Below are 24,309 nucleotides of genomic sequence, written 5' to 3'. Positions count from 1 at the left end.
GGCAGTGCTGCAATAGCCGATGGCGCGCTCAGCTCTTACTGCGCGTGCGGGGCGGGCGGTGGCTGATGCCGACGGCGCGACGGACGAACGCGACTGTCTCCGGCGCGATCTCGTCGTGCAGCCGGCCCGAATCGATGCGTTCGATGGCGCGGCCGAGCGCGCCGTCGATCAGGTCCGCGGTCAGGTCGGGGTCGGGGTTGCCCATATCGTTGAGTGCCGCGCGTAACGGTGCCGCCAGATCGTGATGCGCGTGCGCGAGATCGCGGCGCGCGGCCTCGTCGCGGGGCAGGGTGCCGCCGAGTACTGCGATGCGGTGCGCGCCGGATGCCGCCAGTGCCAGGGTCGTTCGGACGTACGCGTCCAGCTGGCCCGCCGGCGTCTCGGCCCGTTCGACGGTGTCCCGGACGCGTTCGCCCCACTCGGCCAACGCATCCGAGACGATCTTGGCCAGGATCTCGTCGCCGGAGCGGAAGTATTTGTAGACGCTGCTGCGCGCCAAACCCGCGGCCGCGCCGACCGCGGCGGGCGTAACCGCCTGTGGCCCTTTCTGTAACAACACAACGCGCGCGGCGTCGAGTAGCGCTCGCTCTTGGTTCGCCCGGTGTTCGGCGACGGTTGGTGCGTCGATCCTCGGCATTGCACTCCTGGTCACGACGGCGACGGAAGGGTGTCCATCCTACACTTGGCAACACCATGTCGCTAAACCCGACATCGCCCGGAAGTGGGAGAATCGGTACGAAGTGGACCAATCCGTCAGTGTGGCACGACTATTGGGCGGGACGATCGGCCGGCACCAGCGGGATCGCGACCACCGCCAGCACGGCGGCCACGAGATAGGCCGCCGCGAAACCGCTCGCGGTGATGAGCGCGCCGAAAACCGGGGGGACGGCGGCCATCGCCAGATTCTGGCCGGTGTTCTGCAGGCCGAGGCCGCGGCCGCTCCAGTACGGACCCGCGATCTCCGCGACCGCGGTGAAGGCGAGGCCGTTGTCGGTGACCGTGATCACCGAGGCGGCGATCAGCAATGGTATTGCCGCCCACCACGTATGGGTCCAGGCGGCCAGGGCCAGGGCCGTCATCGACAGCACCGCGGCGATCGCGACGATCCGCAGCGGTCCCATCCGGCTGCCGACCCGGTCGGACCACGCGCCCGCACCGATTCGGCCTGCGGCGCCCAGGATTTGGGTGGCGGTGACCAGAACTCCCGCCGCGGCCAGCGACCAGCCGACGTCCCGGTGCAGCCACAGCAGCGCGAAAGTCCATACCGTGCCTTGGGGAATCACCAGTAACAGGGACACCGCGTGGATACGCCACAGTGTCGTGTCACCCCGATAGGGGTTGGCACGCAACGTTGCGTCGGTTTCGGCCCCCGCGGGGCGTGGGGGATCGATGATGCCGATCAGGCAGGCCACCGCGGCCAGGCCCGCCAGCGTCGCGGGCACCAGAATCGCCGCGGGCACACCGTATGTCGCCGCGACCGCCGGCACGGCCAGCGCGCCGACGGCGACGCCGAGCGGTTGTGCCCCCTGCCGGATGCCCATCGCCAGTCCGCGCCGCTGCGGTGGGAACCAGCCGACGATGACCCGGCCGCTGGCGCCGTTGGTGCTCGCCGCCCCGATGCCACCGAGGAACAGCAGCGCGCCCAGGGCGACGTCGTTCGTGGTGCACGCGGCGGCCACGCCGGCGGCCGCCATCAGCAGCGGCCCGCCGACCAGCACCTTGCGCTCGCCGATCCGATCGACCACATAGCCCCACGCGATCAAGGTGCAGACCAGCCCGACAGTGGGCATCGCCACCAGCAGTCCGGCGGTGGCCAGGTGCATCCCGCGATCGGTCAGCGCGGGCAGTAGGAAAGGCACGCCCTGCACGAAGACGGCGCTGGCGGCCTGCGCGAAGACGCCGAGGCCGAGCATGGACCACCGTCGGATGTCCGTCAACGCCGTCACGGTGGTCATCGGCCTCACCTCGTAATCTCAATATTTGGGACTCAATTCCCACTGAATGAACTCGCCGCCAACGCTACACCTTGGGGGCAAGCGGATTTCGCGGGTGAGCGATCTCTCACACCGCACGCGGGCGGACGGTCCGCCCGCGGATGTCGGACTCCGCACAGTGGCGGTGCAGCCCGGTCCGCAGACCGCGGGTGACCGCTCGGTCGGGTGCGTTAGGGCAGGTGGAAGCCGGTCGATAGACTGCCGGACATGCGTCTAGGTCGAGTTGCCAGTCCCGATGGGGTCGCGTTCGTCAGCATCGAAGGAGAAGGAAGCGACAGCACCGCGAAGGAGATCGCGGAACATCCGTTCGGTACGCCGACGTTCACCGGACGGAGCTGGCCGCTGGCCGACGTGCGGCTGCTCGCACCGATCCTGGCGAGCAAAGTGATCTGTATCGGCAAGAACTACGCCGCGCACGCGGCCGAAATGGGCGGGCCCGCACCGGAAGACCCGGTGATCTTCATGAAGCCGAACACCTCGATCATCGGGCCGAACGTGCCGATCATCCTGCCGCCCAGCTCCTCTCAGGTCGACTACGAGGGCGAACTCGCCGTCGTCATCGGCAGGCCGTGCAAGGACGTGTCCGCCGCCCGCGCGCTGGACGTAGTGCTCGGCTACACCGTCGCCAACGACGTGACCGCGCGAGATCAACAGCGCCACGACGGGCAGTGGACCAGGGGCAAGGGCTACGACACCTTCTGCCCGCTCGGCCCCTGGATCGAAACCGCCCTGGATCCATCGGATCTGGAGATCGTCACCGAACTCGACGGTGAGGTCCGCCAGCGCAGTCGTACTTCACTGCTGCTGCACGACATCCCGAAGCTCATCGAGTGGATCACCACCGTGATGACGCTGCTGCCCGGCGATGTCATCCTCACCGGAACACCCGAAGGTGTCGGACCCGTGCAGGCCGGACAGCAAGTGTCCGTGACCGTCGAAGGGATCGGCACGCTCATCAATCCCGTTGCCGCCAAACGCTGATCATCGAAAGAGAGCCATGACTGAAGTACGGGTCCGTTTCTGCCCGTCACCGACCGGCACGCCGCACGTCGGCCTGATCCGGACGGCGCTGTTCAACTGGGCCTACGCCAGGCACCACGGTGGAAAGTTCGTGTTCCGGATCGAAGACACCGATGCGGCACGGGATTCCGAGGAATCGTATCGCGCGCTGCTGGACGCGCTGCGCTGGCTCGGCCTCACCTGGGACGAGGGCCCAGAGGTCGGCGGTCCCTACGAGCCGTACCGCCAATCCCTGCGCAAGGACCAGCATCTCGACGTGGTCCGGCGGTTGCTGGCCGCCGGCGAAGCCTACGAATCCTTCTCCACGCCTGAGGAAGTCGAAGCCCGTCATCGCGCCGCCGGACGCGACCCGAAACTCGGGTACGACAACTACGACCGCGACCTCACCGCGCAGCAGCTCGAGGCCTACCGAGATGCCGGGCGCCCCGCGGTGATTCGGCTCCGGATGCCCGACGAAGACATCACCTGGCACGACCTGGTGCGCGGCGAAACCACGTTCAAAGCCGGTGTCGTACCGGACTTCGCGCTCACCCGCGGCACCGGCGAACCGCTCTACACGCTGGTCAACCCGGTCGACGACGCGCTGATGAAGATCACCCACGTGCTGCGCGGCGAAGACCTGCTCTCCTCGACCCCGCGCCAGATCGCGCTCTACGCCGCCCTGCGCCGCATCGGCGTGGCCGACTTCACTCCGCAGTTCGGTCACCTGCCGTTCGTGATGGGTCAGGGCAACAAGAAGTTGTCCAAGCGCGACCCCGAGTCGAATCTCTTCGTGCACCGCGACCGCGGCTTCATCCCCGAAGGTTTGCTGAATTACCTGGCATTACTCGGTTGGAGCATCGCCGACGACCACGATGTGTTCACCATGACGGAGATGGTTGCCGCCTTCGACATATCGAAAGTGAATTCGAATCCGGCCCGCTTCGATCAGAAGAAGGCGGACGCGCTCAACGCCGAGCACATCCGATTGCTGGAGACCGGAGATTTCACCCATCGGCTGCGCGAGTATCTGACCGATCACTCGCATATCGGCGCCGAAATCGATGAGAAGCTGTTCGCCGCCGCGGCCGAACTCGTACAGACCCGCATCGTTGTGTTGTCCGACGCTTGGGAACTGTTGCGTTTTCTGTTGGCGCCCGCCGAACAATTTGCGATCGACCCGGCAGCCGGGACCAAGAATCTCGGCACCGAAGCCACCCCGGTATTGCAAGCCGCTATTACCGCGCTGGAGCCACTGGCCGAGTGGACCACCCCCGCAATCGAAGCAGCGTTGAAAACCGCCCTGATCGACGAACTGGGGCTCAAACCGCGCAAAGCATTCGCACCGGTCCGCGTCGCCGTCACCGGCTCACACATCAGCCCGCCGCTCTACGAGTCCCTCGAACTCCTCGGCCGCGACGTCAGCCTCGAACGCCTCCGCTCCGCCCAGGAGTGGTCCGCAACGGCCTGACACCGCCGAAACAGCCGAAAACATGGCCTCTACCAGCCGATTTGTAGTAAACGGGTAGCCGTTTGGTACTCTTCTTCTCGGCCGGAACACGGCCTCCCAGTCAGCCAGACTGCGAGGCCGAATTACCAGGTCATTGGGGTATGGTGTAATTGGCAACACAGCTGATTCTGGTTCAGCCATTCTAGGTTCGAGTCCTGGTACCCCAGCGGAGAGAGTAGCTGTCGACAACGGTACGCGACCGAAAATCGAACAGCACCTGGCGATTTGGTCGCCAGGCCTCGGGAAGCTAAGCTAACCGAGCCTCCAGATCGAAAGATCACAAAGGTGCTCCTCGTACCAACGAGAAGCAGTCCAAGGCCCCGTCGTCTAGCGGCCTAGGACGCCGCCCTCTCAAGGCGGTAGCGCGGGTTCGAATCCCGTCGGGGCTACAACCAGATCGAAGGCCCATGCTCACACAGAGCGTGGGCCTTTTCTGGTTTCCGCGTATTTTGTGGGGGCGAAGCCCCCACGCCCCACCCGGCGGGCTGGCGCCCCCGGACCCCCTTGGCGAGGACGCTTCGCTGCTCGCGCTGCCGTTGTTCGCAGCAAGTGTGGTGGCGTTCCTGGGGTCTGTTGCGAGGTTGCTTCGCTGCTCGGGCTGCCGTATTGCGCTGAGGGATAGCTTTGCCGCGTGCCGCTCGGTTCGGATGGGGGGTGCCGTACTGCGTTGCTGTGGGTGCTGATCGTTGCTTCGTTGTCCGATGGGTCGGCCTGGCCTGCGCTGGGTGGGTTGCTGGGGTGCCCGCTGGGTTTGTCGCCGGGGTCAGGTTGCCGTGCGGGTTTTGGGCGTCGCGGGGGTGTTCGGTGGCGGACATGTGCGCGGGATGTGCGCGGGGCGGCGGCTAGCCTGCGTGGGGTGCAGGGTGGGGTGGGGCGGAAAAAGTTAGGCCCTCCGCGGAGGCGGAGGGCCTGGTGCTTATCCGCTCTTGCGGCGGAATTCGCGTTTGTGGCTGGCGTTGCCGTGGGCGGCTGATGCCTTGGAGCGGCCGTCGAGGTGGTCGGCGGTTCGGGCGTGGTTCTTGTTCTTGCGGTCCAGCGCCTCTTTGAACTTTCGTTTCACCTCGTCGGCGCTTGCGCCCTCGGAACTGCCTGAACTCTGGGAACTATCCGATTCCGCCATCGCCTGCTCCTCGTCGTCGCGGCCGCGCGCCGCAGCATTGGGGGCGGCGGTGCCCGGCCGATCGGTGTCGAACGGTTCGACGGTAGTCGCCGGGGGAAGGGATGTCAGGTGGATATCGCCGCGCGTCTCGGGGTGGTGGGTGGAGACGGGTGTGCGGGGGTGTCTCGAGAGGTGGGACGGGTCAGTCCAGGGGGTGGGCGGTGGTGCCGCCGAAGGGGATCGGGGGGAGGCCGAGCTTGCGGTGGTCCCAGCTGCGGACGCGCTCGGGGACGACGCGGATGGCGGAGCGTTTGTGCAGCATGGCCTCGACCATGGGACGCACCTCCTCGCTGTACGGGGCGGTGTAGCGCTCCCAGACGCTGACCCCGACGGCGAACAGCTGGTCGGGGTCGTCGATGATCTCGGCCCGGCCCTCGATGGCGACGCCGCGCAGCTGGTCGTAGGTCTGGCCGGCCTCGACCATGCAGGTGATGCGCGAGTCGCGGCGCAGATTGACCGCCTTCTGCGATTTGGTCTTGGTCTCGAACCAGATCTCGCCGTCGAGCAGCGCGTACCACATGGCGGTCAGGTGCGGCCTGCCGTCCTGTCCGAGGGTGGCGAGCGTCGCGATGCGGCTGCGCTGCAGGAACTCGGTGATCTCGGTCTCGGACATGACGATCTGTGCCCGTTGATTGACTCCCATGGGCCAACTCTAGAGGCAGATTTCTAGAACGTGTTATAGGCGCTTGTGCAGGGCCTCGGCGGCGGCGACGAGGTCGGCGGCCCAGCGGGCGCCGGGCCTGCGGCCCATCCGGTCGATCGGGCCGGAAACGGAGACGGCGGCGATCACGGTGCCGCCGGCGTCGCGGACGGGCGCGGATACGCTGGCCACGCCGGATGCGCGTTCGGCGGCGCTCTGCGCCCAGCCACGCTTGCGTACCTCGGTGACGGCGCGTTCGCCGAAGACGGCATCGGCCAGGATGGTGCGCTGCAGCTCGGGATCGGCCCAGGCGAGCAGAACTTTCGCGGCCGAACCGGCGGTCAGCGGCAGCCGCGCGCCGACGGGCACGGTGTCGCGTAGGCCGACCGGCGGTTCCATTGCCGCGATACAGACGCGTGCATTGCCGTCCAGCCGGTACAGCTGGACGCTTTCGCCGGTGATCTCGCGCAATCGGGGCAGCACGGCCGAAGCGGCCTCCAGGAGTGGATCGGTGGCTCCCGCGGCGAGTTCGGCGAGCGCGGGCCCCGGCCGCCACATGCCGCCGTTGTCGCGGGCGAGCAGGCGATGGACCTCTAGTCCGACGGCGAGGCGGTGCGCGGTGGCGCGGGGGAGTCCGGTGCGGGCGCACAGCTCGTTGAGACCGCAGGGATGCTCGGCGACGGCGTACAACACCGCCACTGCTTTGTCGAGGACGCCGATGCCGCTATGCTGTCTCATAGAACGATACTAGCGTCTCGGATGCTGGGAAATCCACTACTGCGGATGCTCCCCGGCGCGGCTGCTCGCCACGCGACATCCGATCTCGCATATCCGAAAACTTGTGCAGCCGTCGCCGCGTTCACAGCCCCGATCGCGGACCGGATGCTTGTCGAAAGGTGATCGAGAATGGCACAGCCGCGCACCATGGCCGAAAAGGTGTGGGAGCAGCATGTCGTCGCCCGCGGTGCGGGCGAGGGCGTCGGGCGCGAGCCCGACCTGATCTACATCGACCTGCATCTCGTGCACGAGGTGACGAGTCCGCAGGCCTTCGACGGGCTACGAGCGGCGGGCCGGCCGGTGCGGCGACCCGATCTCACCATCGCGACCGAGGACCACAATGTCCCGACGGTCGATATCGACAAACCGATCGCCGACCCCGTTTCGCGCACCCAGGTGGACACCTTGCGCCGCAACTGTGCGGAATTCGGTGTGCGGCTGCATCCGATGGGCGATCTGGATCAGGGCATCGTGCACGTCGTCGGCCCGCAATTGGGGCTCACGCAGCCCGGGATGACGGTGGTCTGCGGCGACAGCCACACCTCGACGCACGGCGCGTTCGGCGCGCTGGCGATGGGCATCGGCACCTCCGAGGTCGAGCATGTGCTTGCCACCCAGACACTCTCGCTGCGTCCGTTCAAGACGATGGCGATCACCGTCGACGGCACCTTGGCCCCCGGGGTGACGAGTAAAGACCTGATTCTCGCCGTCATCGCGAAGATCGGCACCGGTGGCGGCCAGGGCTACGTGCTGGAGTATCGCGGCGAGGCGATTCGCGCGATGTCCATGGAGGCGCGAATGACCATCTGCAACATGTCCATCGAGGCGGGCGCCAGGGCGGGCATGATCGCCCCTGACGAAACAACCTATGAATTCCTCGCGGGACGCCCGCACGCCCCGCAGGGGGACGACTGGACGGCAGCAGTGGCCGCCTGGGAGGCGCTGAAGACCGACGAGGGCGCGGTTTTCGACGCCGAGGTGCACATCGACGCGAACGCGCTGACCCCCTTCGTCACCTGGGGCACGAACCCGGGACAGGGCGCGCCCCTTGGCGAATCGGTGCCCGATCCCGCCCAGATAGCCGACGAGACGGCGCGCGAGTCCGCGGAGAAAGCGCTGCGATACATGGATTTGGCGCCGGGAACCCCGTTGCGCGATGTGGCGATCGACACCGTATTCGTCGGTTCGTGCACCAACGGGCGCATCGAGGATTTGCGTGCGGTGGCCGGGATTTTAAAGGGACGCCGGGTCGCCGACGGAGTACGAATGTTGGTTGTACCGGGATCGATGCGGGTTCGCGCACAGGCTGAATTAGAAGGACTGGGCGACATTTTCGCCGCGGCGGGCGCCGAATGGCGGCAGGCGGGGTGCTCAATGTGCTTGGGAATGAATCCGGATCAGCTCGCGCCGGGGCAGCGCTGCGCCTCGACGTCGAACCGGAACTTCGAGGGCCGCCAGGGCAAAGGCGGCCGCACACACCTGGTTTCCCCGCTCGTAGCGGCCGCGACGGCGGTCCGCGGAACCCTGTCCTCGCCTGCGGATCTGGACTGACCGGGCGCGATACCTCTACCGACTCAGGAGAATCAATGGAAGCCTTCACCGTGCATCAGGGGATCGGCGTGCCGTTCCGCCGTTCCAATGTCGATACCGATCAGATCATCCCGGCCGTGTACCTGAAGCGGGTGACCCGCACCGGATTCGAGGACGGACTGTTCGCCGCATGGCGAACGGATCCGGACTTCATTCTGAACACCGAGCCGTACAAGCGGGGAAGTGTGCTGGTGGCCGGCCCGGATTTCGGTACCGGATCCTCACGTGAGCACGCCGTTTGGGCGCTGTCGGACTACGGCTTTCGGGTGGTGATCTCGTCCCGGTTCGCCGACATCTTCCGCGGCAATGCCGGTAAGGGCGGTCTGCTGGCCGCTCAGATGTCACAGAACGATGTCGAAATGCTCTGGAAGTTGCTCGAGGAACAGCCCGGGCTCGAATTGGTTGTGGACCTCGAGGCGCGCACGGTGACCGCTGGAACCGCCGTGTTGCCGTTCGATATTGATGACTACACACGGTGGCGTCTGCTCGAAGGATTGGACGACATCGGGCTCACTCTGCGCCGCAGCGAGACCATCGCCGAGTTCGAAAACGCAAGGCCAGCATGGAAACCCACTACCCTCCCAGCACGTATTTCGCAGTCCTAAACACCCCGCTCGGTTAGCTGGATGGGCAGGGGGCCGATAGCTGGACGTGTGCTAAACCACATGAATTTTGGCGTGGCACATAGACTCTTGCCCATTGTGGGTTTACCGTGGTACCTAGTCGGTCCGACGACGGGCCATTAGTCTGCGGAGGATTCAATGAACAAGGCGGAACTGATCGACGTTCTGACCGAAAAGTTGGGTACGGACAGGCGCACGGCCACCGCGGCAGTCGAGCATGTGGTCGACACCATCGTGCGCGCGGTGCACAAGGGTCAGAGCGTCACAATCACCGGATTCGGTGTGTTCGAACAGCGTAAGCGTGCGGCCCGAGTCGCCCGCAACCCGCGCACCGGCGAAACGGTCAAGGTGAAGCCCACTTCGGTGCCTGCGTTCCGTCCGGGCGCTCAGTTCAAGGCCGTGATCGCCGGCAAGCAGAAGCTGACCGCGAGCGGCCCGGCCGTCAAGCGCGGCGCGAATGCCCCGGTGGCAGCGAAGAAAGCGGCCGCCAAGAAGACGGCAGCCAAGAAGACCGCCGCCAAGAAGGCGACCCCGACCAAGGGCCCCGCCAAGACGACGGCGAAGAAGGCTGCCAAGAAGGCACCCGCAAAGACCGCCGCTCGCAAGGCGACTGCGACCAAGACCGCAGCCAAGAAGGCTCCGGCCAAGGCCACGGTGAAGAAGGCTGCGGCCAAGAAGGCCCCCGCCAAGAAGGTCACCGCCGCCAAGAAGACCACTGCGGCAAAGAAGACCGTCGCCAAGAAGGCGCCCGCGAAGAAGTCGGCCGCCAAGAAGGCGCCGGCTCGTCGCAGCCGCTAGGAACAAGCGGTAAGACCGCGAAAACGGCCCCGGAGGTTCGCCTCCGGGGCCGTTTCGGCTGTCCTGACCGGTCTTTCGGGCCGTGTGGGCTGAGTTTGGCTCCCGCGCACCGTGGGCGGGCGTCGCAGCCGAGGGCCGGTGCCCGGCCGGTTCGTCCGTCAGACGCAGCCGTAGCGGCCCTTTCCGGCCCGCTGCGGGCCGAAAGGGCCGGTTTCCCCTGTCGGGGTCCGGCTTTGGGGGGCGGGTGCGCTCAGGCTCGAACGACGTCGGCGGACAAGGTGCGGTCCATGTGGTCGGCCGCGACGAGCCGGCCGCGGTGGCAGGACAGTACCCAGACGCTGCCCTTGCGGTTGCGCGCGGAAGGTAGTGTGACGCCGTCCCGGTCGGCCCACCATTGCAGCAGATCCGGAATCACCTTGCCCTGACTGCACACAACGCGAACCTCGGTCTCCGAGACCAGCGAGACGAGTCGCTCGCGCGCCTCGTCCTGCGCTGCGGCATAACCGGTTTCGGACAGCAGCGGCTCGAGCACGATCTCGGTGCCGAGCTTCTCCGCCAACGGTGTCACCGTCTGCACACAGCGCACCGGATCGGCCGAATGAATCTCAGATGCCCCGAACGCCAGCAGATTCGGCACCAGCACCCGGGATTGGGACTGCCCCTCCCGATCCAGCGGACGCAGCGGGTCCGGACCGGAGAAGCGGTCGCGCCGACCAGCTTTCGCGTGCCGCACCAGCAGCAGGGTGCTGGTATCCGGTGGCAGCCGGGTGAACGCGCGGACCACCTGCCGGTCCATCGGGTAGGACAGCTGATCCATCACCCGATCCAGCGGATGCCAATTCAGCACGTCCACTTCGCTATTGGCGCTGAACTCACCACCGGCCACCGTCGCGGCCCAGTAGTCGACCCGCTTCAGCTTGCGGTGCCCCGGAATCGGGTAGGTGACGTGTCCGAGGTAGCGACCGAGCTTGCAGTCCAGCCCGGTCTCCTCGCGCACCTCGCGTAGCCCGGCGAGCACCGGCGTCTCGCCCGGGTCGAGCTTGCCCTTGGGCAGCGACCAATCCTGATACTTGGGTCGATGTACGACGGCGATCTCGATCGTGCCGCTCGGCGTCCTGCGCCACACCACCGCGCCCGCGGCGTGAATGTTGGCGGTTACCCGGGGGTCCCAGAAGGGACCCCCTTCCATCTCGTACCCGGTGCGACCGTTCACTGCTGATCGGGCCTCCGCAGCCGCATGAGGAATTCCTGGTGGTCCCGTACTTTCACGTCGTCATCTCCGGCGTGCTCCGGCCAAGCGAGCCAATTACCATCCGAGCGGAGTACCCAGCAGCGGGTATTGGGATGCAGGGCGGAGTCGAAAACCTGGCCGAGTTGTTCGGTCAGCCGCGGATCCTTCACCTGCGCCATCACTTCCACGCGCCGATCGAGGTTGCGGTGCATCATGTCGGCGCTGCCGATCCAGTACTGATCCTGGGCCTGGAAGTGCAGAACGCGGGAGTGTTCGAGGAAGCGGCCGAGGATCGAGCGCACCTCGATGTTCTCGCTCATGCCCGGCACCCCGGGCCGCAGCCCGCAGATCCCGCGCACCACGATCTGCACCGGCACGCCGGCCAGCGAGGCCCGATAGAGCGCGTCGATGATCTCCTCGTCGACGATGGCGTTGGCCTTCAGCCGGATTCGGGCATCCGCGCCCGCCCTGGCCAACTCGGTCTCGCGCTGGATCCGTTCGATGATCCCGGCGCGCACGCCGTGCGGTGCGACGAGCAGGTTGCGGTAGTTCTCTTTTCGTGAGTAACCCGTCAGCGAATTGAACAGGTCGGTCAGGTCCGCGCCGATTTCCGGTGCGGCGGTGAGCAATCCGACATCCTCGTAGAGCCGCGCGGTCTTCGGGTTGTAATTGCCGGTGCCGATATGGCAGTAGCGGCGGATGGTCGCGCCCTCCCGGCGCACCACCAGACACGTCTTGCAGTGCGTCTTGAGGCCGATCAGTCCGTAGACCACGTGGACGCCCGCCTGCTCCAGCGCGCGCGCCCATTTGATGTTGGCCTGCTCGTCGAAGCGCGCCTTGATCTCGACCAGCGCGACGACCTGCTTGCCCGCCTCCGCCGCGTCGATGAGCGCGTTGACGATCGGGGAGTCACCGGAGGTGCGGTAGAGCGTCTGCTTGATCGCGAGCACCTGCGGGTCGGCGGCCGCCTGTTCGATGAACCGCTGCACGCTGGTGGAGAACGAATCGTAGGGATGGTGCACCAGCACATCGCCCTCGCGCAGCGCCGCGAACACGTTGCGCGGCGTCTCCCGCTCGCCGAACGCGGCGGGCGTCGCGGGCACGTACGGGGTGTCCTTGAGGTTCGGCCGGTCCACGCCGTACACCTGCCACAGGCAGGACAGGTCGAGCAGGCCGGGCACCTGGATGACGTCGCCGGGATCGACATCCAGTTCCCGCAACAACAATTCGAGCATGTGCTCGGTCATGTCGTCCGAGACCTCCAGGCGCACCGGCGATCCGAACCGCCGCCGGGCGAGTTCCCGCTCCAGCGCCTGCAACAGGTCTTCGTCGCGATCCTCGTCGACCTCGAAGTCGGCGTTGCGGGTGATCCGGAACGAGTGCTGCTCAACCACTTCCATGCCGGGGAACAGCAGATCGAGGTGCGCCGCGATCAACTCCTCCATCGGAAGGAACGCCGCGATGGGGGAATTCGAGTCGGTGCGCCGCACCCGGACGAACCGGTCGACATTGTCCGGCACCTTGACGCGGGCGAAGTGCTCGCCGCCGGTCGACGAATCCTTCACCGTCACGGCGAGATTGAGGCTCAGGCCGCTGATGTACGGGAAGGGGTGTGCCGGATCGACGGCCAGCGGCGTGAGCACCGGGAACACCTGATCCTGGAAGTGTCCCGAGAGACGTTGGCGCTCATCGTCGTTGAGATCGTTCCAGTCGATGATCGCGATGCCCTCGTCGGTCAGCGCGGGCAGCACCTCGTCGAGGAAGACCCGCGCGTGCCGCTCGGCGATCTCCTGGGTGCGCTTGGTGATCAACTCCAGCTGTTCGCCGGGGGAGCGGCCGTCGGCGGAGCGCACCAGTAAACCGGTCTCGGCGCGCCGTTTCAGGCCCGCGACCCGCACCATGTAGAACTCGTCGAGATTCGACGCGAAGATCGCGAGGAACTTGGCCCGTTCGAGCAGCGGCAGCGAAGCGTCTTCGGCCAGGGCGAGTACGCGGGCGTTGAAGTCGAGCCAACTCAACTCGCGATTGAGATAGCGATCGCGTGGCAACTGCTCGACGGTGGCGTCCGTCGGCACCGGTGAGGCCGCGGGCGGCGGGGTGGGCAGCAACTGTTGCTTGACGGTCTCGGTATCGCTCATGCCCGTACCTCGCTGGCGCTCGGCGCCGACATGCGCGATGCGCACCGGTCCATAGTTAGCTCACTCACGCCAACGATCATCCCCTACTCGGGGTGCGATGTGCAGGCCGACACTGCGATTGCCGTCACCATCGGCCGCTGGTGTGGCGACCTTCTAGCACACTCGGCGAACGGGCTGGTGAACGCGACCCTGCCAGCCGATGTCGTGTAGCACAGCGCGGGTCGACCCGCCCGCCCCGAGCTCGATCGCCAGGTCCAGGTCGTCGGCCGTATCCACATCCAGCCGTAACCCCGGCCAATCGCCGGGTAGGTCCACCGCGCCCGCCGCGACATGCTTGCCCGCCGAGCCCGGCCCGAACCTCGGGTCGAGCGGGACGACAGGGTCGCGGACAAGTAGCGCGGCCGTTCCGGTGCCCGCGTGATCGACCACGATCGAGCGGACGCCGCGCGGCGCGGTCGCCAACATATCGGCCAGTTCCTCCGGCCGCAGCGCGGGCAGATCCGCTTGCACGGCGAGCAGATCGACCGCGCCGTGCCGGTGGCGCAGCGCGGCGGCGGCATCGGCCAATGCGGCGTTCAGGCTGTCCGGCCCGGTGGGGCGCGGCTCGGGATGGACGGCGGCACCGAGCGTGCGCGCCAGATCGGCCACCGCCGGATCGGGCGTGACGACGGTGACCGAGGCGATCTCCTCGACGGTCGCGGCGGCGGTCACGGTGTCGGCGAGCATGGCCAGGACCAACCGGGCCCGGTGTTCCGGGCGCAGCCGGTCGGCCAGTCGACTCTTGGCCTGATCGAGGCTCTTGACCGCGATCACGGCATGCACGGCGTGCGGGCGCATGCGACCAATCCTTCCATGGCATATTGGGCAGATGACGAGGGCGGCAGTACTGGGCGCGGGATCATGGGGAACCGCGTTCGCGAAGGTTTTGGCGGACGCGGGCACCGATGTCACCATCTGGGCTCGACGACCCGAGGTCGCCGAGGTACTGCGCACCGATCATCGCAATCCGTCCTATCTTTCCGATATTCAGTTGCCGCCGATCGCCGCCACGCACGACCCGGCGGTCGCGCTCGACGGCGCGGACCTCGTCGTCCTCGCCGTGCCGTCGCAGTCCCTGCGCGCGAATCTCGCGCACTGGAAGGACCTGATCGGCCCGGACGCGACCCTGCTCAGCCTGGCCAAGGGCATCGAGACCGGCACCCTGCTCCGGATGAGCCAGGTGATCGCCGACGTCAGCGGCGCCGACCCGAGCCGGATCGGGGTGCTGTCCGGTCCGAACCTGGCGCGGGAGATCGCCACCTGCCAGCCCGCGGCAACGGTGATCGCGTGCACCGATGCCGAACGTGCTGTCGCGGTGCAACAGGCCTGCGCCACCGGTTATTTCCGCCCGTACACCAACACCGACGTGATCGGCTGCGAGATCGGCGGCGCCTGTAAGAACGTGATCGCCCTCGCCTGCGGTATCGCCTCCGGCATGGGCCTGGGCGACAACACCGTCGCGAGCATCATCACCCGCGGTCTCGCCGAGATCATCCGGCTCGGCGTCGCCCTCGGCGCCGAACCGGCGACCCTGGCCGGCCTGGCCGGCGTCGGCGACCTCGTCGCGACCTGCACCTCGCCGCTGTCACGCAACCGCTCCTTCGGGCACGCGCTCGGCGCGGGCGGTTCCATGGAATCGGCCCAGGAGGCGACCCACGGCCAGGTCGCCGAGGGCGTCAAATCCTGCACCTCCATCCGCGCCCTCGCCGAAAAGCACACCGTCGACATGCCCCTCACCACCGCAGTCCACCAGGTCTGCCACGAAAACGTCCCCGTCCTCGCCGCCGTAGGCAACCTCCTCGGCCGCCGAATCAAGCCGGAGTAGGCACTAGTTCCCGGAGTTTTCGATGATGTGCTTCAGCTTCTCGGTCTCCTGCACCTGCTGTTCCTGCTGGAGCGCGAAGCTGGTGGCGGCAGTGTGCAACGCGTTGCCGATCTGCTCAGCCACAGGCTTCGCCTCGTTGAGCCGCTTCTGTATGAATTCCGCTGCGCCGGTGTAGGAGTCCCACATCCCGAAGAACAGGGGGCCGAACTGTACAACGGTGTACTTCAGCGGGTCGATCTCCCCGGCGGTCTGTGCCAGCTCCGGGGCGACCTCGTTCAGCCACACTTTGGAGACCTGCTCGAGCAGGTCGACGTCTACCTTCAGTTCTCTGGCCATGATTGATCACTCCACGGGTGTTCGATACTTATTGCGTTCAAAAGCCGATCGTGCTCAGCCCGGATTCACTATCCGCCAAATCGCCAGCTCGGCTTCCCGGGAGGGGGTGCCGTTCCACGGATGCCCTTGAAAATTCTCGTCGGTCAGCAGTGTTCGGTACGTCGGCTTCGCCGCACCTGCGTTGGTGACGTCCACGACCGATGTACGAGTCGCTACCGCTGATTTCTTCAGCAGGTGTGCGATTTCGGTGGCGGCGGGTCGCAGATCATCGGGACTCGTCGATGCCGCCACATTCAAGTCGACTGTGACTGCTATCTTGCCCGGCTCATCACTCCGGTCCACGGTATCGACCATGAAAAAGCAGGTGCCTGCGGGGAACGACACTTTCTCTAGTTCTGCCGTCAAATATTTTTCGTCAGCGTTCTGCGCCGGAGAGATCGGACCTCTGGGGCACGGCCTCGGCTCCGTTGTCGTCGATGAAGAACTCGGTGCTGCGGTCGGGGTAACGAAGTCGTCCGATCCGCACGCGGACAAAACAAGTATGCCGCTGGCTGCGGTGACACACTTAAGCATCCGGAGGTGGGTCGGGAAACGGGCCAGGGGCTTGGGCCGATAGGAACTCATTTCTCTTTCTCCTCACCATCCTGGTGCCAATCGTCATCCTTGTTGTCGAACAGATCGGTCGCGCCGGAGGGCCATGTCACGGAACCAGATTTGGCGACATCGAACCCGGCTGGTGCCCGGATAAGATTCTTGAGGTCGTTGCTTGCGACGAAGACTTTGCTTTGGACCTTGACGAAGTCGGTGAGCGCTTGGGCGACGAGTTCGACGGCCGTCACAATGGCGGAGTTCAAATTGTTGATGGTCCAGATCGACGCAACACCAGCCGTAGCTGCCGTCTCATCGACGAATGTGGCTACGTTTGCGATTATCGTGGCCAGTTTATTGGCCAGGTTGTAGTAAAGGTTTTGTCCTTCTTCGGCGACAGTGATCATCCGATCGTGAATGGTGGTGCACATGTTGTCGATAGTGGTCATCGCCGCCTGCTGGCTTTCCTTGGTCGTTTTGAACGACTTGTAGGCGCTTCCGTCCCATCGACCTTCCATATTCAGCTCGCGACGGCCCTGCATGCCGATGCAACCTCGGACTTCGGCGCCGATCCATTGCCATTTTGCCGCGTAGTCCAGGAACAACCAGGGCGCGAACATGCCCTCGACAGCCTGTTTGAGATTCTCGAAGAGTTCGGCCAGGGTGTCTTGTATATCGTCCCTGACTTCGCTCACCTTCAGATAAACCAGGGGAGCAATGTACTTCAGCTTGTCGACAGCGTCGTTTATTTGATCAGGTGTCTTCTTGACCTCGTCGACCGCGCGGGAGAAGTCATCCCGAACCTTGGTAAGGGTCTTTTCCGATAATTCGACCATGAATCCGAATTCCGTTCTTTCTCAAGCTAGCTGTATGTCAGAAGATACTGCTCGTGTTCCAGCACCTGCGACGCCAGCTCGTCGTCCGCGACGTGCGTGAAGTGGCTATCAATTATCGGTCGAGGCTTCTTTGCGCGTATCTGCTGACAGCAATCGAGAATATCCTGCGCGATGAAATCGGCTTCGATGCCTGCTGCCCAGTCCGGGTCGATTGTGATCGATATCAATTTCGACCACGTGGCCCGGACCGTGAGGGCCGACTGGCCGAATGCGTCGCGTCCCGGTCCTTGCACCTGAATCGGAGTTTCTAAAAACAGTTGGTCGTACAGCACTCTGTACTCGTCGATAGAGCGGGTTCGCAGCAGTAAAGGTGCGGCGGTACGCAGAGACGGTATAGTCGACGGTGGCAATTCGCCGGATTCGACCGTGCGCGCGGCCCACTCGTACATTCCGTAGCGATACGCCTCCACAATCGACTGACCGTATTGAGCAGGGGTGAATGCGTACTTCCAGTCGCGCCCCAGCTTGATGCTCTTGGGTAGACGATCGTCGGCGACGTCGACGGAAATCAGCGATGATTTCGGCGGTGGCGTTATGCCGAGCCTTGTCATGGCGGTTGACGAGTTGACCGAGCCTGCTGTTCCGCGGCTGGCAGGCACAGGACGGCTGGGCGACGCTTCGGGTGTGAACGGCGGCGAGGGCGCACCGGATGCAGGCGGTCGACCCGCGGCGTTGCCGTACGACGACTGAGGTTCGGGCGCGGGCTTTGTGGTCGGTCTGAGCGGCTCCTCGTCCCAGAATTCATCAGGATCGTCGTAGTGGTTGTAGAATCCGCCGGCCATCACATCACCCCACCGCGACCTCGGGCCCGCAATGCAGGCAGCATCGTAAAACGGACAATCAACGTATACCCCCACTTCGAGTCAGCCGCCGAGACGGACGCGATCACCCTCGCTGGGACCGGTCGGTTTGTCAACTGAACCGCACTGCCATTTTCGGGGACCGTTACATAGCGTGGAGCGTCGCGGGAATGGGTAGCGGTGGAGGCGGTAGGGGTGGCGGGTACGGTTCGGGGCATGACGAACCGGATCCGGGTGGCTGTGGTTTTCGGCGGGCGGAGCAATGAGCACGCGGTGTCGTGCGTGTCGGCCGGTAGCGTGCTGCGCAATCTGGATCCGGAGAAATACGATGTGGTGCCGATCGGGATCAGCACCGAAGGCACCTGGGTGCTGGCCGACTCGGAGGTCGCCGCGCTCGGCTTCCACGATCGTGCGCTGCCCGCGGTGGATGGCACCGGCACCGCGCTGACGCTGGCCGCGGGCCCGGGCGGTTCCGGCGCGCTGGTCGCCCTGGACGATCCCAATGCGATGTTCGGTGCGGTCGACGTCGTATTCCCCATCCTGCACGGCCCGTTCGGCGAGGACGGAACCCTGCAAGGTCTGTTGGAACTCGTCGGGGTGCCCTACGTCGGACCGGGCGTGCTGGCCAGCGCGGCAGGCATGGACAAGGAGTTCACCAAGAAACTCCTTGCGGCCGAAGGACTGCCGATCGGCAAGCAGGTGGTGTTGCGGCCGGGCACCGCGACACTCGATGCGGCCGACCGGGATCGGCTCGGACTGCCGGTGTTCGTCAAGCCCGCGCGCGGCGGCTCCTCGATCGGCATCACCAAGGTCACCAGGTGGGCCGAACTCGACGCCGCCATCGCGGTGGCGCGTGCGCACGACCCGAAAGTCATTGTCGAGGCGGGCATCATCGGCCGCGAGGTGGAATGCGGCGTGCTGGAGTTCCCGGACGGACGGGTGCAGGCGAGCATGCTGGCCGAGATCCGGATGCCGGAGGACGACGCCGCGGCGCACCCCGAGTTCTACGACTTCGAGACCAAATACCTCGATGACGTCTGCGAATTCGACATCCCGGCGAAGCTGGACGACGAAATCGCCGACAGCGTGCGCGAACTCGCGGTCAGGGCGTTCCGCGCGCTGGACTGCCAGGGCCTGGCCCGGGTGGACTTCTTCATCACCGCGGACGGCCCGGTGATCAACGAGATCAACACCATGCCCGGTTTCACCCCCATCTCGATGTACCCGAAAATGTGGGATGCCACCGGCATCGACTACCGGACCTTGATCTCCACCCTGATCGAAACCGCCGTCACACGCGGCACCGGACTTCGCTAGTCGCGGTCGATACCGGCGGCATCGAGCGCGGACGAAGGCGGGTCAGATGCAGGTTGCGGTGCTGTTCGGCGGGACGAATGCTGAGCGGGATGTCTCGATTGCCACGGCGGGGCAGGTGTTTCGCGCGTTGCGTACGCGCGGGCACGAGGTCTCGGCCTACGACACCACGGCGGGTCGCCTCGACGCCGACGGCGAGGATCGGCTCATGGCGGCGACGGTCCCCGCGGAGCCGCCGCAGGTCAGCGGTGCGGTGCCGGACGTGACCATGCGATTGCTGTGCGAGCAGGGCGGATTGCGCGACGTCGACGTCGTCTTCCTGGCGTTGCACGGCGGCACCGGCGAGAACGGCACCATGCAGGGCCTGCTCGATCTGGCGGGCGTGCCCTACACCGGCAGCGGGGTGCTGGCCAGTGCGATGGCGATGGACAAAGACGTGTCCAAACGGCTGTTCCGGCTCGCCGGGGTGCCGACACCGGACTGGGAGATGGCGGCGGACGAGTTCGACGATCGACTCGGCTGGCCGGTGATCGTCAAGCCGAACAAACAGGGCTCCACGGTCGGTCTGACGGTCGTCAAGGATCCCGCGCAATACGCCGAGGCGGTGCGGGTGGCCCGCGCGCACGACGACGAGGTGATGGTCGAAAGGTTCGTGCCGGGACGCGAATTCGTGGTCGGCGTGCTCGGGGACGATCCGCTCGCGGTCGGCGAGATCATTCCGCAGGGCAGCGAGATCTTCGACTACCGCAGCAAGTATCAAGTCGGCGGCGCGGTCGAGATCTTCCCGGCCGAGATTCCCGCCGAGCTGGCGGACGAGATGCGCGCCCAGGCGGTGCGCGCGCACCGGGCGCTCAAACTCGGTGCCTACAGTCGCGTCGATTTCCGGGTCGACGCCGCCGGTGACGTCTGGTGTCTCGAGGCGAACACCCTGCCGGGCATGACGGCGACCAGCCTGCTGCCGCAATCCGCGGCGGCCGCGGGCATCGACTTCGCCGAACTGTGCGAGCAGATCTGCTTGCACGCCTTACGCAAGCTCGATTAGCCGATTCTGCGTATCGTCGAGTCATGCTCGTGGCGATGACGATTCCGGGGTTGGCGCTGTTGCTGATCGCGCTGTCTTTTGCCGAGGTGATGTGGCGGAAGGTGAGCGGGAAGTCGCTGGTGCCGTGGATGCGCGACAGCGGGCGGCCGGTGGCCGCCGTGGGGTTCGAGCAGTTCGATGCGGTGTTCGCGGCGGGGAAGCAGCACGAGTTCGAGCAGGTGCAGTCGACGCTGATGTATCGGGAGAACCCGGGGGACGGCGCGCCGGGCGGCGTGGACGTAGACCTGTCCAACGGGAAGGTGACGTTGAGTCCGTCGGTGCAGTGAGTTCGAGTGGCAAGTACGGCGCCTCCGAGCCCGCCGCGCAGTGACTTCGAGTCGCCAGGCAGGGCGGCTTCGAGTCGCCAGGGCGCAGGGACTTCGAGTCCCCAGGCACGGCAGCCTCGAGTCCCCAGGCGTAGTGGCCTCGAGTTCTGACGGGACCGTGAGTTCGAGTCCGAGGGTCGACGCCGCCGTGATCAGTTGGGCAGCGGTCCCGGGTCGAGTGCCTTGGCCGGGAGGTTGGCGGTGATCGCGTCGGAGACGCTTTGCAGCGGTGTGGGTCCGGAGCCGTCGGGCACGGTGAGCGCGATATAGGTCTCGCGGTCGACGGCGAACCAGGTGCTGGCCTTGGCGGCCGGGTCACGGGCCTCGAACCACTGGACGTTGTTCACCAGTTGCAAGGGCGAGGCGCGGTTGAATTCGAGCGGGCGGTCCAAGCCGCAGCGCAGGACGATCGCGTCGCCGCCGTCGGGTCGCTGCCAGGCTCGGGTGCCGGGCGGGGAGGGCTCCACGAGAGTGGATTTGGTGAAGTCGCCGACGGTGGTCGGCAAGGCGGGCAGCAACGTGACGCACGCCTGACCGTCCGCGGCGGGCGCGGCGACCGGACCGAGGACCAATGGTTCACGTTCGACCGGTGCGCGGCGGGCGAGCACCGCGGCCACGAGCAACCCGACAATGAGCACCACCGGCAGCGCGACCGCCGTGGCGATCAGCGCGGGCGGATACTGCCGCGCGATCCCATCAGTGCTCGCAGCGGCTTCGGATTCCTCGGCGTCGGACGCGCCATCGCGCGCCGCCTCGGACTCGGCCACATCGCTCCGGGTGGTCGCCGCATCGGCATCGCGCTTATCCGTCGCCGTCGCGTCGGCCTCCGTGCTTCCGGGGACGGCGGTGGTGTGGGAGCCTCCGGTCGCCGTCGCGTCGGCGTCAGTGTTTCCTGCGCTGGCATCGGTGTCAAAGCTTCCGGTGGCCGCGGCCTCAGCGCCAGTGCGTTCCGTGGCAGCGCCGGGTTCGGTGCTTCCGGTGGCTGTGGCCTTGGTGCCGGTGCGTTCCGTGGTGGCGTCGGTTTCGGTGTTTCCGGCGACGGCGGTGGTGTGGGAGCTTCCGGTGGCAGCCGCGTCGGCGTCAGTGTTTCCCGTGATGGCGTCAGCGCCTTCTGCGCGGGCCGTGGTGTCGGTGCTTTCGGCAGCCGTGGCCTTGGTACTGGTGCTTCCCGTGCTTCCGGTGGCGGCGTCGGTGCCGGTGCTTTCCGTGGCGGAGGCGTCGGTGCCGGTCCGGTCCGCGGCATCGGTTGCCGACTTGCCTGCTCCCACAGTCGAGGACTGCTCGGTGTCACGCGCGGACACACCGCCCACTCCGGCGTCCTCGCCCTTCGACGAATCGCGGTTCGACGATTCCGCCGCCATGCTCACCGACCCTTCCTGCGCTGGATGACCGGTCGGGGCCGCGATCGCTGCCGCGGGTGCCGTGACCGGCCCGGTAGTACTCGATTGCCCTGGAAAGGGTACCTTCGGGTCGTTTCCAGCCAGCAGCGTGTCGGAAAGGACCCGGTCATCAGCGAGAGCGCTACGCCGAGGACGGTGCGCGAACTGGGGGAGTTCGCGCTGATCGAGCGGATCAACCGGCGTCGGGTGCAGGCACCCGGCGTGCTGCTCGGGCCGGGGGACGATGCCGCGCTGGTCGCCGCGCCGGACGGCCGATTCGTGGTGACCACCGACATGCTCGTGCAGGACCGGCACTTCCGGCTCGACTGGTCCAGTCCCGCGGACATCGGCCGTAAGGCGATCGCGCAGAACGCCGCCGATGTGGTCGCGATGGGTGCCGCGCCCAGCGCGTTCGTGGTCGCGCTCGGTTTACCGTCGGACACCCCGCTCGAGGTGGTCGACGGCCTGGCCGACGGGATGTGGGCGGAGGCGGGCCGTGCCGGCGCCTCGATCGCAGGCGGCGACCTGGTGTGCAGCCGCGAGATCGTGATCTCGGTGACCGCGTTCGGTGATCTGAGCGGCCGGGCACCGGTGCCGAGATCCGGTGCGCGCGTGGGCGACACGGTCGCGGTGGCGGGGCGGCTCGGCTGGTCCGCGGCTGGCCTCGCGGCGCTGACCGCCGGTGTGGACTCCGCCGAGTTCGCCGAAGTGCTTGCCGCGCATCGAGTCCCGCAACCGCCCTACGCCGCGGTGCTGGACGTCCTGCCCGCGAAAGACACTGCGACGCACCCGCACGACACTGCGACGCACCCGCACGACACTGCGATCCACCCGCACGACCACGCCGCGAATTCGGCAACACTGAGCCCGAATTCACTCACCGACATCTCCGACGGCCTGCTCGCCGATCTCGGACATATCGCCGCGTCCTCGGCCGTCGCCATCGATCTGGATTCGGCGGCGTTGCGCGACCCGGCACTCGAGCGGATCGCCGCCGCACTGGATGCCGATGCGGCGCAATGGATTCTGACCGGCGGCGAGGACCACGCCTTCGCCGGCAGCTGGCCCGCCGGTCGGCCGCTGCCCGCGGGCTGGGTGCCGATCGGGCGCGTGTGCGCCGGTCACGGCGTCACAGTCGACGGTGTGCCGCGCTCCGGCAGTGCCGGTTGGGAATCGTTCGGTGGGGCGGACTCGGCGTCGGCCGGCGAACCACGCTAAGTTGTGCGGTCATGGGCGCGAAACCACTGTCGGAAATCATGGATCCGGGATGGGCGAAGGCACTCGAGTCGGTGGCGGATCGAATTTCGGCCATGGGCGAGTTCCTGCGCGCCGAGAACGCGGCGGGCCGCGGCTATCTACCGGCCGGTGAGAATGTGCTGCGCGCGTTCCAGCGCCCGTTCGACGCGGTCCGGGTGCTGGTGGTGGGCCAGGACCCGTATCCGACCCCCGGTCATGCGATGGGCTTGAGTTTCTCTGTCGCTCCGGATGTTTCGCCGGTGCCGCGCAGCCTGTCCAATATCTTCGCCGAATACACCAAGGATCTCGGCCACCCGACCCCGTCCTGCGGCGACCTGAGCCCGTGGTCGGACCAGGGTGTGCTGATGCTGAACAGGGTGTTGACGGTGACACCGGGCCAGCCCGCCTCACATCGCGGCAAGGGCTGGGAAGCGGTGACCGAACAGGCGATTCGCGCGTTGGTCGCGCGGGATGAGCCGCTGGTCGCGATCCTCTGGGGTCGGGACGCGTCGACGCTGAAGCCGACCCTGGTCGAGGCCGAGGTGCCCTATATCGAGTCCGCGCATCCGTCGCCGCTGTCGGCGTCGCGCGGTTTCTTCGGTTCCCGCCCGTTCTCCCGAGTGAACGAACTGCTCGACGAGCTGGGTGCCGAACCCGTTGACTGGCGCCTGCCGTGAGCAGGCGTCTGTGTGTGATCTACCGAGTTCGAATCGAGTGAGGAGCTCTACCCATGCCCAACACCACCGTTCGTGGCGCACTGCGCGGCACCACCGCCACCCTGGCCCTCTGCGCCGCTCTCGCCGGTGGCGCCGCCACCGCGAGTGCCAAGGGTCTGCCGCTGGAGCAGGCCACGGACACCACCTCGGCTCCGGCCGGTACCACGTCGGCGCCGATCGGTGAGGAATTCACCTCCAACGGCTCCTCTACCATCTCGTCGTCGGTCAACGCCAAGGTCACCTGCTTGCTGCAGAACACCTTCAGCGCGTCCGGCAAGTGGAATTGCTGAGCGGAAACCCGTTCTGGAGGCTCG

The 24,309-nt window shown here is 66.6% G+C and carries 25 protein-coding genes and 2 tRNA genes; 14 read left to right on the top strand and 13 right to left on the bottom strand.

What is annotated here, in order from left to right; translation table 11 throughout:
• Positions 1-28: 28 nt before the first annotated feature.
• Complete coding sequence (locus O3I_RS31895) at positions 29-637, bottom strand: TetR/AcrR family transcriptional regulator (protein WP_014987148.1); 609 nt, start codon at positions 635-637, stop codon at positions 29-31.
• 130 nt (positions 638-767) lie between these two features.
• A complete protein-coding gene (locus O3I_RS31890) occupies positions 768-1,955 on the bottom strand; it encodes an MFS transporter (protein ID WP_014987147.1) in 1,188 nt (395 codons plus the stop codon).
• Between the two features lie 246 nt (positions 1,956-2,201).
• Here O3I_RS31890 and O3I_RS31885 point away from each other — a divergent pair, with 246 nt between their 5' ends.
• The 4 genes from O3I_RS31885 to O3I_RS31870 all read left to right on the top strand — a co-directional run bounded on the left by O3I_RS31885 (position 2,202) and on the right by O3I_RS31870 (position 4,892).
• Positions 2,202-2,975: a fumarylacetoacetate hydrolase family protein gene (locus tag O3I_RS31885; protein ID WP_014987146.1), complete on the top strand. Its 774-nt coding sequence runs from the start codon at positions 2,202-2,204 to the stop codon at positions 2,973-2,975.
• A gap of 16 nt (positions 2,976-2,991) precedes the next feature.
• Positions 2,992-4,464: a glutamate--tRNA ligase gene (gene gltX / locus O3I_RS31880; RefSeq protein WP_014987145.1), complete on the top strand. Its 1,473-nt coding sequence runs from the start codon at positions 2,992-2,994 to the stop codon at positions 4,462-4,464.
• 134 nt (positions 4,465-4,598) lie between these two features.
• Positions 4,599-4,670 (top strand) — tRNA-Gln (locus tag O3I_RS31875).
• A gap of 149 nt (positions 4,671-4,819) precedes the next feature.
• Positions 4,820-4,892 (top strand) — tRNA-Glu (locus tag O3I_RS31870).
• Positions 4,893-5,419: 527 nt separating this feature from the next.
• Here the strand turns inward: O3I_RS31870 and O3I_RS31865 are convergent.
• The 3 genes from O3I_RS31865 to O3I_RS31855 all read right to left on the bottom strand — a co-directional run bounded on the left by O3I_RS31865 (position 5,420) and on the right by O3I_RS31855 (position 7,040).
• The gene (locus O3I_RS31865; protein ID WP_014987144.1) at positions 5,420-5,623 is read right to left on the bottom strand and encodes a DUF5302 domain-containing protein; all 204 of its coding nucleotides are present in this window, start codon (positions 5,621-5,623) and stop codon (positions 5,420-5,422) included.
• A gap of 181 nt (positions 5,624-5,804) precedes the next feature.
• Positions 5,805-6,305, bottom strand: coding sequence for a PPOX class F420-dependent oxidoreductase (locus tag O3I_RS31860; RefSeq protein WP_014987143.1), 501 nt, complete (start codon positions 6,303-6,305; stop codon positions 5,805-5,807).
• A 33-nt stretch (positions 6,306-6,338) separates the two neighbouring features.
• A complete protein-coding gene (locus O3I_RS31855) occupies positions 6,339-7,040 on the bottom strand; it encodes an IclR family transcriptional regulator (RefSeq protein WP_014987142.1) in 702 nt (233 codons plus the stop codon).
• Between the two features lie 168 nt (positions 7,041-7,208).
• On the opposite strand from O3I_RS31855, the gene leuC reads away from it, so the two are divergent.
• The 3 genes from leuC (at position 7,209) to O3I_RS31840 (ending at position 10,090) form a co-directional block, all read left to right on the top strand.
• Positions 7,209-8,630 (top strand): 3-isopropylmalate dehydratase large subunit, encoded by a 1,422-nt coding sequence (gene leuC, locus O3I_RS31850; protein WP_014987141.1) that lies wholly within the window; start codon positions 7,209-7,211, stop codon positions 8,628-8,630.
• A 35-nt stretch (positions 8,631-8,665) separates the two neighbouring features.
• Entirely contained in the window at positions 8,666-9,274 is a 609-nt protein-coding gene (gene leuD / locus O3I_RS31845) for a 3-isopropylmalate dehydratase small subunit (RefSeq protein WP_014987140.1), read from the top strand.
• A 156-nt stretch (positions 9,275-9,430) separates the two neighbouring features.
• A complete protein-coding gene (locus tag O3I_RS31840) occupies positions 9,431-10,090 on the top strand; it encodes an HU family DNA-binding protein (protein WP_014987139.1) in 660 nt (219 codons plus the stop codon).
• Between the two features lie 250 nt (positions 10,091-10,340).
• Here the strand turns inward: O3I_RS31840 and O3I_RS31835 are convergent, their stop codons facing one another.
• The 3 genes from O3I_RS31835 to cofC form a co-directional block, all read right to left on the bottom strand.
• Positions 10,341-11,279: an NUDIX hydrolase gene (locus O3I_RS31835; protein WP_041564623.1), complete on the bottom strand. Its 939-nt coding sequence runs from the start codon at positions 11,277-11,279 to the stop codon at positions 10,341-10,343.
• A 20-nt stretch (positions 11,280-11,299) separates the two neighbouring features.
• Entirely contained in the window at positions 11,300-13,459 is a 2,160-nt protein-coding gene (locus O3I_RS31830) for an RNA degradosome polyphosphate kinase (protein WP_014987137.1), read from the bottom strand.
• A gap of 153 nt (positions 13,460-13,612) precedes the next feature.
• The gene (gene cofC, locus O3I_RS31825; RefSeq protein ID WP_014987136.1) at positions 13,613-14,296 is read right to left on the bottom strand and encodes a 2-phospho-L-lactate guanylyltransferase; all 684 of its coding nucleotides are present in this window, start codon (positions 14,294-14,296) and stop codon (positions 13,613-13,615) included.
• A 31-nt stretch (positions 14,297-14,327) separates the two neighbouring features.
• On the opposite strand from cofC, the gene O3I_RS31820 reads away from it, so the two are divergent.
• Positions 14,328-15,323 carry an NAD(P)H-dependent glycerol-3-phosphate dehydrogenase gene (locus O3I_RS31820; protein WP_014987135.1) on the top strand — a complete coding sequence of 332 codons (996 nt, stop codon included), beginning with the start codon at positions 14,328-14,330 and terminating at the stop codon, positions 15,321-15,323.
• 3 nt (positions 15,324-15,326) lie between these two features.
• Here O3I_RS31820 and O3I_RS31815 read toward each other — a convergent pair whose 3' ends face one another.
• The 4 genes from O3I_RS31815 to O3I_RS31800 all read right to left on the bottom strand — a co-directional run bounded on the left by O3I_RS31815 (position 15,327) and on the right by O3I_RS31800 (position 17,925).
• A complete protein-coding gene (locus O3I_RS31815; RefSeq protein WP_014987134.1) occupies positions 15,327-15,659 on the bottom strand; it encodes a hypothetical protein in 333 nt (110 codons plus the stop codon).
• A 54-nt stretch (positions 15,660-15,713) separates the two neighbouring features.
• Positions 15,714-16,064: a hypothetical protein gene (locus O3I_RS31810; protein ID WP_141691638.1), complete on the bottom strand. Its 351-nt coding sequence runs from the start codon at positions 16,062-16,064 to the stop codon at positions 15,714-15,716.
• 215 nt (positions 16,065-16,279) lie between these two features.
• Complete coding sequence (locus O3I_RS31805; RefSeq protein ID WP_014987132.1) at positions 16,280-17,083, bottom strand: hypothetical protein; 804 nt, start codon at positions 17,081-17,083, stop codon at positions 16,280-16,282.
• 26 nt (positions 17,084-17,109) lie between these two features.
• Positions 17,110-17,925 (bottom strand): hypothetical protein, encoded by an 816-nt coding sequence (locus tag O3I_RS31800; RefSeq protein WP_141691637.1) that lies wholly within the window; start codon positions 17,923-17,925, stop codon positions 17,110-17,112.
• A gap of 234 nt (positions 17,926-18,159) precedes the next feature.
• On the opposite strand from O3I_RS31800, the gene O3I_RS31795 reads away from it, so the two are divergent.
• Genes O3I_RS31795 through O3I_RS31785 form a run of 3 tightly spaced genes read left to right on the top strand, consistent with a single transcriptional unit; the run spans position 18,160 to position 20,625 of the window.
• Positions 18,160-19,260: a D-alanine--D-alanine ligase family protein gene (locus tag O3I_RS31795; protein ID WP_014987130.1), complete on the top strand. Its 1,101-nt coding sequence runs from the start codon at positions 18,160-18,162 to the stop codon at positions 19,258-19,260.
• A 46-nt stretch (positions 19,261-19,306) separates the two neighbouring features.
• The gene (locus O3I_RS31790) at positions 19,307-20,299 is read left to right on the top strand and encodes a D-alanine--D-alanine ligase family protein (RefSeq protein WP_014987129.1); all 993 of its coding nucleotides are present in this window, start codon (positions 19,307-19,309) and stop codon (positions 20,297-20,299) included.
• A 23-nt stretch (positions 20,300-20,322) separates the two neighbouring features.
• Entirely contained in the window at positions 20,323-20,625 is a 303-nt protein-coding gene (locus O3I_RS31785) for a DUF6191 domain-containing protein (protein ID WP_014987128.1), read from the top strand.
• 191 nt (positions 20,626-20,816) lie between these two features.
• Here O3I_RS31785 and O3I_RS47085 read toward each other — a convergent pair whose 3' ends face one another.
• Positions 20,817-21,431: a DUF3515 family protein gene (locus tag O3I_RS47085; protein ID WP_041564622.1), complete on the bottom strand. Its 615-nt coding sequence runs from the start codon at positions 21,429-21,431 to the stop codon at positions 20,817-20,819.
• Between the two features lie 768 nt (positions 21,432-22,199).
• Here O3I_RS47085 and thiL point away from each other — a divergent pair.
• Genes thiL through O3I_RS31765 form a run of 3 tightly spaced genes read left to right on the top strand, consistent with a single transcriptional unit; the run spans position 22,200 to position 24,285 of the window.
• Positions 22,200-23,261: a thiamine-phosphate kinase gene (thiL, locus tag O3I_RS31775; protein WP_014987126.1), complete on the top strand. Its 1,062-nt coding sequence runs from the start codon at positions 22,200-22,202 to the stop codon at positions 23,259-23,261.
• Between the two features lie 11 nt (positions 23,262-23,272).
• Positions 23,273-23,956, top strand: a complete 684-nt coding sequence (locus O3I_RS31770) for a uracil-DNA glycosylase (RefSeq protein ID WP_014987125.1) — start codon at positions 23,273-23,275, stop codon at positions 23,954-23,956.
• A gap of 53 nt (positions 23,957-24,009) precedes the next feature.
• The gene (locus O3I_RS31765) at positions 24,010-24,285 is read left to right on the top strand and encodes a hypothetical protein (RefSeq protein ID WP_014987124.1); all 276 of its coding nucleotides are present in this window, start codon (positions 24,010-24,012) and stop codon (positions 24,283-24,285) included.
• Positions 24,286-24,309 lie beyond the last annotated feature (24 nt).

This window comes from Nocardia brasiliensis ATCC 700358, from assembly GCF_000250675.2.
In the GTDB taxonomy this organism is placed as follows: domain Bacteria; phylum Actinomycetota; class Actinomycetes; order Mycobacteriales; family Mycobacteriaceae; genus Nocardia; species Nocardia brasiliensis_B.
The sequence above is the reverse complement of the archived record's forward strand: the minus strand, read 5'-3'. Positions and strand labels throughout refer to the sequence as shown.